At 62.3% G+C, this 6539-nt stretch carries 6 protein-coding genes; 4 read left to right on the top strand and 2 right to left on the bottom strand.

The window, feature by feature from the left end; all coding sequences use genetic code 11:
• A partial coding sequence (bglX, locus tag ACK1VC_RS13940; RefSeq protein WP_449117970.1) for a beta-glucosidase BglX occupies positions 1–2249 on the bottom strand: 2249 nt, incomplete at its 3' end.
• 186 nt (positions 2250–2435) lie between these two features.
• Between bglX and ACK1VC_RS13945 the strand changes: the two genes are divergently transcribed.
• The 4 genes from ACK1VC_RS13945 to ACK1VC_RS13960 all read left to right on the top strand — a co-directional run bounded on the left by ACK1VC_RS13945 (position 2436) and on the right by ACK1VC_RS13960 (position 5441).
• Positions 2436–3053, top strand: coding sequence for a TPM domain-containing protein (locus ACK1VC_RS13945; RefSeq protein WP_070087033.1), 618 nt, complete (start codon positions 2436–2438; stop codon positions 3051–3053).
• Positions 3054–3196: 143 nt separating this feature from the next.
• A complete protein-coding gene (locus ACK1VC_RS13950) occupies positions 3197–4411 on the top strand; it encodes a class I SAM-dependent methyltransferase (protein WP_016488853.1) in 1215 nt (404 codons plus the stop codon).
• Between the two features lie 189 nt (positions 4412–4600).
• Positions 4601–4876, top strand: coding sequence for a hypothetical protein (locus ACK1VC_RS13955; RefSeq protein WP_083283771.1), 276 nt, complete (start codon positions 4601–4603; stop codon positions 4874–4876).
• A 301-nt stretch (positions 4877–5177) separates the two neighbouring features.
• On the top strand, positions 5178–5441 hold the full coding sequence (locus ACK1VC_RS13960) for an SWIM zinc finger family protein (RefSeq protein ID WP_134792750.1): 264 nt from the start codon (positions 5178–5180) through the stop codon (positions 5439–5441).
• On the opposite strand, the gene ACK1VC_RS13965 is transcribed toward ACK1VC_RS13960, so the two are convergent.
• Positions 5409–6419 (bottom strand): DUF4917 family protein, encoded by a 1011-nt coding sequence (locus ACK1VC_RS13965; protein WP_191086925.1) that lies wholly within the window; start codon positions 6417–6419, stop codon positions 5409–5411. The two genes, ACK1VC_RS13960 and ACK1VC_RS13965, sit on opposite strands and share 33 nt — an antisense overlap.
• Positions 6420–6539: the final 120 nt, after the last annotated feature.

Consider the following 6539-nt stretch of genomic DNA (forward strand, 5'->3'; position numbering starts at 1 on the left):
AGCCCGACCTGGACATTGAACTCCCCTGGCTCGGCAACCCGCTGCAGCTGGCCATTGTAGAACTTCAGGTCTTCCTCACTGATGCGGAAGGTCAAGGTGCGTGACTCGCCCGGCTTGAGCATCAGCTTCTGGAAGTTCTTCAGTTCCTTTACCGGGCGGCTCATCGACGCCGACACATCTTGCAGGTACAACTGCACCACGGTCTCGCCGGCTACCTTGCCGGTGTTCGCCACCGTCACCTTGGCCTCCAGTGTGTCCCCGCGCTTCAGGTCCTTGTTCGAAAGCTTCAGGCCCGACAGCTCGAAGCTGCTGTAGCTCAGACCATAGCCGAACGGGTACAGCGGGCCGTTGGGCTCTTCAAAGTACTGCGAGGTGTAGTTGCCCGGTTTGCCAGGGGTGAAGGGCCGACCGATGCGGGTGTGGTTGTAGTACATCGGGATCTGCCCGACCGAGCGCGGGAAGGTGATGGCCAGCTTGCCGGACGGGTTGTAGTCACCGAACAGCACGTCGGCAATGGCATTACCGCCTTCAGTTCCGGCAAACCAGGTTTCGAGAATGGCGTCGGCCTGCTCTCGCTCCCAGCTGATCGACAGCGGCCTGCCGTTCATCAGCACCAGCACCAGCGGTTTGCCGGTGGCCTTGAGGGCTTTGATCAGCTCGCGCTGGCTGGCCGGAATTTCCAGGGTGGTACGGCTGGAAGACTCGTGGGACATGCCGCGGGACTCGCCGACCACTGCCACCACCACATCGGATTGCCTGGCCGCCTTGACCGCTTCATCGATCAGCACCGCAGGCGGGCGCGGGTCGTCGACGATTTCCGGGGCGTCGAAGTTGAGGAAGTTCAGGTAATCGAGGATCGCCTTGTCGCCAGTGACGTTGGAGCCTTTGGCGTAGACCAGCTTGGCCTTGCCTTCCACGGCGCGGCGCAGGCCTTCGCGTACGGTCACCGAATGCACCGGTCTACCGTCGGCGGCCCAGCTGCCCATCATGTCGATCGGGGCATCGGCCAGCGGGCCGACCAGGGCGATGGTGCCGGCCTTTTTCAGCGGCAGGGTCTGGTTGCGGTTTTCCAGCAGCACCAGGCTGCGGCGTGCCACGTCGCGCGCAGCTTCGCGGTGCAGGCGGTCGTTGCCGTAATAGTCTTTCAGGTCGGTTTCGGCTTTGCCGATGCGCACGTAGGGGTCCTTGAAAAGGCCCATGTCGTATTTGGCACCGAGCACTTCGCGTACCGCCTGGTCCAGTTCGCGCTGGGTCACTTCGCCGGACTTCAGCAGGCCTGGCAGCTCTTCGCCGTACAGGGTGTCGTTCATGCTCATGTCGATGCCGGCCTTGATCGCCAGCTTGGCGGCTTCACGGCCGTCACGGGCGACGCCGTGGCGGATCAGCTCCTGGATGGCGCCGTGGTCGCTGATGGTCACGCCTTTGAAGCCCCACTCCTTGCGCAGCAGGTCATTCATCAACCAGGTGTTGGAGGTGGCCGGCACACCGTTGATCGAGTTCAGCGCCACCATCACCCCGCCAGCACCGGCGTCAAGCGCGGCGCGGTACGGCGGCAGGTAGTCGTTGTACATTTTCGGCAGGCTCATATCGACCGTGTTGTAGTCGCGCCCGCCTTCCACTGCACCATACAGGGCGAAGTGCTTGACGATGGCCATGATGCTGTCGGGGTTGGCCGGGCTGCTGCCCTGGAACGAGCGCACCATCACCTGGCCGATCTTCGAGGTCAGGTAGGTGTCCTCGCCGAAGCCTTCGCTGGTACGGCCCCAGCGCGGGTCACGGGCGATATCGACCATGGGGGCAAAGGTCATGTCCAGGGCGTCGGCCGAGGCTTCGATGGCGGCAGTGCGGCCGACCTTGGCGACGGCGTCCATGTCCCAGGTGGCGGCCATGCCCAGGCCGATCGGGAAAATGGTGCGTTCGCCGTGAATGGTGTCGTAGGCGAAGAACATCGGGATCTTCAGTCGGCTGCGCATGGCCGCGTCCTGCATGGGGCGGTTTTCGGGTGCGGTGCGCGAGTTGAAGGTACCGCCGATGCGGCCTGCTGCGATTTCCTCGCGGATCTTTTCGTGGGGCATTTCCGGGCCGATGCTGATCAGGCGCAGCTGGCCGATCTTCTCGGCTTCGGTCATCTGGCTGATCAGGTGCTCGATGAACGCCTGCTTGTCCTGCAGGGGCGGGGCGTAGGGGGCGGCAAGAGCCGCCTGACTGGCAAGGCCCATGGCCAGGCCCAGCAAAGACAGTTTCATCATCAATTCCGTTGTGGGGCCTCTGCCGTATCCAGGGTGATACGCGCGCGGCCGGAGTTTTCAGGCGGCTATTGTTGTACGATTTGCAGGCTTAGGTTCCAGCAGCGGATTATGCCTGAATATGTCCCCTGCGGATGAAGCCCCGAGTGCCGGGACAACAACTATAAGAACGCTCAAGAGACCGACGGCATGACCCCCTTCGACGAGTACCATCAACGGCAGATTGCCGAAGCCATTGCGCGTGCCGAACGGCGCACCGATGCCGAACTGGTGACGGTGCTGGCCCGCCGTGCCGACGATTACGCCTATTGGCCGTTGTTCTGGGCCGCCGTGCTGGCGCTGGCGGTACCGGGCCTGTTGCATTGGCTGCTGGGCTGGCCCGGCGTGCGTGGCTTGCTGGTGGCCAACGTGCTGCTGTTCGTCGGCTTGTGCCTGCTGCTACGCAACCCGCGCCTGGCCGGCTGGCTGATCCCCCGTGGCCTGCGTCGCTGGCATGCTTCTCGGCTGGCCCGCCAGCAGTTTCGCGAGCAGAACCTGCAGCGCACCGCAGGCGCCACGGGCGTGCTGATTTTCGTCAGCGAGGCGGAGCGGCATGTGGAGATCCTGGTCGATCGGGGTATCGAACACTGCCTGGATGCTGAAGCCCGCGCGGCCATGGGTGCCCGCCTTGCCGAACAGGTGCGCCAGGGCCAGACGTTGCAGGGCTTTGTCGAGTGCATCGAGGCGTGTGGCGAGCTGCTTGGCCAGCACGTGCCGGCAACCCATGCCCGTAACGAGTTGCCCAACCGGCTGGTCATTCTCGATTGATTCGGATCCGCCTGGCTTGACGCGTCCCTGTGGGAGCGGGTTCACCCGCCAATGCTGCCTGGAGGCTACCGACGCATTCGCGGGTAAACCCGCTCCCACAGGGTGTAGAATGCGCTTCCCGCTATTCGAGGCACCGTTTCTCCATGTCCGCCAGTACTTCCGCCCACTCCGCGCCGGATGCGCGCGCTCAGTTTCTCGACCTGCTGAACGCCGCCCTGCACGGCGATACCTTGGTCAAACTGGTGCTGGCGCGCCATGTCGGTGCCGACCAGACATTGCAACGGATCATCGCCAAGCCGCTGCAGGTCAAGGGCCAGCCGTGCCTTTCGCTGGTCTACCGCCACCAGACGCGTGACATCACCCGCAACCTGCCGCTGGACCAGGCCCAGGCGCTGGTCGCCGAGCTGCTGCCAGACAGCTTCCGCAACGCCCACCTGTTCGATGCTGACGGCGAAGTGCAGCTGACCTTCAGCAAGAAGGGCAAGCCGATGCTGCAGCGTCACGGCGCACAGGCACCGCGTGATGTCACTGCCAGCAGCGGCCATGACCGCGAGAAGAAGCGTTACCTGGCGTTGTCGCGCCCGTTTTTGCGTGACCTGGGCGTAACCGATGCACAAGGCGCGCTGATTCCGTCGATGTCGCGCAAATGGAAGCAGATCAACAAGTTCATCGAGGTCTTCGACCACGCCCTGGCCAGCGCTCCGGTGCCGGCCGGGCAGGCACTGCGGGTGGCCGACTTTGGCTCGGGCAAGGGTTACCTGACCTTCGCCATGCACGATTACCTGCGCAACAGCCTGGGCCGCGACGCACAGGTAACTGGCGTGGAACTGCGCCAGGACATGGTCGACCTGTGCAACAGCGCTGCCGCACGCCTCGACCACCCGGGCCTGGAGTTTCAGTGCGGTGATGTGCGCAGCGTGGTGCCTGAGGCCATCGAAGTGATGATCGCCCTGCATGCCTGTGACATCGCCACCGACTACGCCATCCATACCGGTATCCGCTGCAACGCCGCGATCATCATGTGCTCGCCGTGCTGCCACAAACAGATCCGCCCGCAACTGCATAGCCCGGGGTTGCTGCAACCCATGCTGCAGTACGGCCTGCACCTGGGCCAGCAGGCCGAAATGCTGACCGACAGCCTGCGCGCGCTGTACCTGGAAGCCTGCGGTTACGAGACCAAGGTGTTCGAGTTTATCTCGCTGGAGCACACCAACAAGAACAAGATGATTCTTGCGGTGAAGCGGCCCAAGGCGGCAGATAACGGGGCGTTGCTGGAGAAGATTGGCCAGCTCAAGGCGTTCTATGGGGTGCAGGAGCATTGCCTGGAGACGTTACTGCGGGCGGATGGGTTGCTCTGACGGCTGCACGTCGGACCTGATTGAGGCGCACATTGGGTATGAATCTCCAATCGATGTAGGGAAATTCCTAATCGCACTTTGCGGCGATTTCTTTCATCAGCCTTTCTGTAGTGTGGCGTGCACGCTTGTCGAGCGTTTTGGTTGTCAATTGACAACTCTCGAGTGGCGGGCTCACACTGGAGAAAGCTGATGGCACGCCCCTGTCACGCCAAGAAAGAGGTCGAGCAGGCCTTGAGGCACGCAGAGTCAAAGGGATGGAAAATCGTAGTGGGCGGTGGGCACTGTTGGGGAAAGATGTATTGCCCCCTCAATGATGCCGATTGCCGGTGCGGGGAATACTGCATTGTCAGCGTATGGAGCACGCCGAAGAGTGCTGGCAATTTTGCGCGACAGCTAAAGCGTGTGGTCGACAACTGTTCGGGCAGCCGGAAGGCAGCTCATGCGCCGAATGCTTGGAAGGAGTAATCGCAATGGAGTACGAGTTCACCCTGAAGTATCAATTGGGCGAAAACGAAGATACCGATGTGCTATTAGAGCGTCTGGCTGAAGGCGGGTGTGATGATGCGTTGGTTGGCGTAGGTCAGCCGGGTCGGTTGGCACTGGCATTCATTCGCGAATCTTCCTCTGCCAAAGAGGCTATCGAGAGCGCGCTTGCTGACGTTGGCAAAATTGTTCCGTGGGCTCGCCTGATCGAAGCGACTCCCGATCTCGTGGGGCTTACCGATGTGGCTGAGATCATCGGCATGTCTCGGCAAAACATGCGGAAATTGATGGTGGCGCATTCGGTCAGCTTTCCTGCACCTGTTCACGATGGCAGTACTTCTCTCTGGCACCTTGCCGACATTTTGCTCTGGTTGCAGGAGCGAGGCAGCTACTCGATTGCTCAGGGCACCTTGGAGCTGGCTCGCATAGCGATGGCTGTCAATGTTTCCAGTTCATACAAGCGTGTTTTCGGCGAGTCTGGCTTGGCCCATTGAGCTTGTGCACCGAGCCCACCTCATCTTCGGTTAAGCGGCATCTCAGTAGCTAACGCCGCCAGCCCCAACGGATGCGTACTGGCATCAAAGAAATGCACCTGCGTCCCCGCCAGATTTCCGAATCGATCAATATAGTGTTGCTTCTGGTTGATCACTGAAGCCTCGCTCAATGGCCTTATGGCAATCGACAGATGCTGTGGCCGCGCCTGGCGGATGGCTTCGAGCAGGTGCTGGTCACTGCTGTCCAGATGCTGCCCGAACAGGCATAGCCCTTGGCTTTCCCGGGCCAACTGCCCAAGGCACCAGCTCAGGTAGTCCGAGTTGCGGATGGCGCGCAGTTTTTCGTCGCTGCGGTCTTCGTTGACGAACAGCGGCACCTCTCCGGGGATGTTCACCGCAAAGCCATCGAGCAGCTCGGCGTTGTCGGCGCTGCGTTGGCGTGTGGTGCCGTCAGGCAGCTTGAGCAAGTGCAGGCCGCCATGCAGGTGCAGCACCCGGGTGCCTTCGCTGCGGGTGCGGCGCACATCGAAAAAGCCTTGCTCGTCGAACAGGTTGGCGAAGCCCTGCGGAGCGTGTTGTATGGCCCAGGGCAGCAGCAAGTCGTAGTTGCTGGTGTAGATACTGCGGTAGCCGCGCAGGGCCTGGTTGAGGGCTGCCAGGGTGGTGGCTGGCATCAGTGACCACGGCAGGTGCACCGTGCGCACGGCGTGGATCAACCCTTCCTTGATCGAGTAGTAGCGGTTCAGCGGCGCGGTGGAGTTGATGGCCAGCGCGGCGTTGGCGCGCACGGTGGTGTTGAGGGCGCTTAGCACGGGCTCGAACAGTTCTGTGCCCAAGGATTTGAACAGCGCCTGGTCGCTGACCGCCAGGCCTTTCTTGCGGCCGGCGCGTTGCGCTTCCTCGAACAGCGAGAAGTAGCCAAACGGCTTCCACACTGCGCGGCTGGCACCGTTGCCCAGCAGCAGGGCGTCGCAGGGGTGGCGGGCAGCGAGTTCTGGCCAGGGGGTGAGGGTGGCGTCAAGTGCGGGCATGCTGGGGTCCGTTGGGTGGAGCGGAGAACGGGGGCGACTTTAGCATGTCATGCACGGTGTGCGAGGGTTGGTGTCCACGCCAGGGTCTTGTGTTGGCTGCACTGGCCCTTTCGCGGGGGA

This window comes from Pseudomonas sp. XP2, assembly GCF_053557975.1.

Excerpts from the sequence above, each read along its gene's own strand:
- ACK1VC_RS13945 (WP_070087033.1), top strand. The coding sequence starts at position 2,436 with ATGACCCCCTTCGACGAGTACCATCAACGGCAGATTGCCGAAGCCATT.
- ACK1VC_RS13950 (WP_016488853.1), top strand. The coding sequence starts at position 3,197 with ATGTCCGCCAGTACTTCCGCCCACTCCGCGCCGGATGCGCGCGCTCAG.
- ACK1VC_RS13955 (WP_083283771.1), top strand. The coding sequence starts at position 4,601 with ATGGCACGCCCCTGTCACGCCAAGAAAGAGGTCGAGCAGGCCTTGAGG.
- ACK1VC_RS13965 (WP_191086925.1), bottom strand. The coding sequence starts at position 6,419 with ATGCCCGCACTTGACGCCACCCTCACCCCCTGGCCAGAACTCGCTGCC.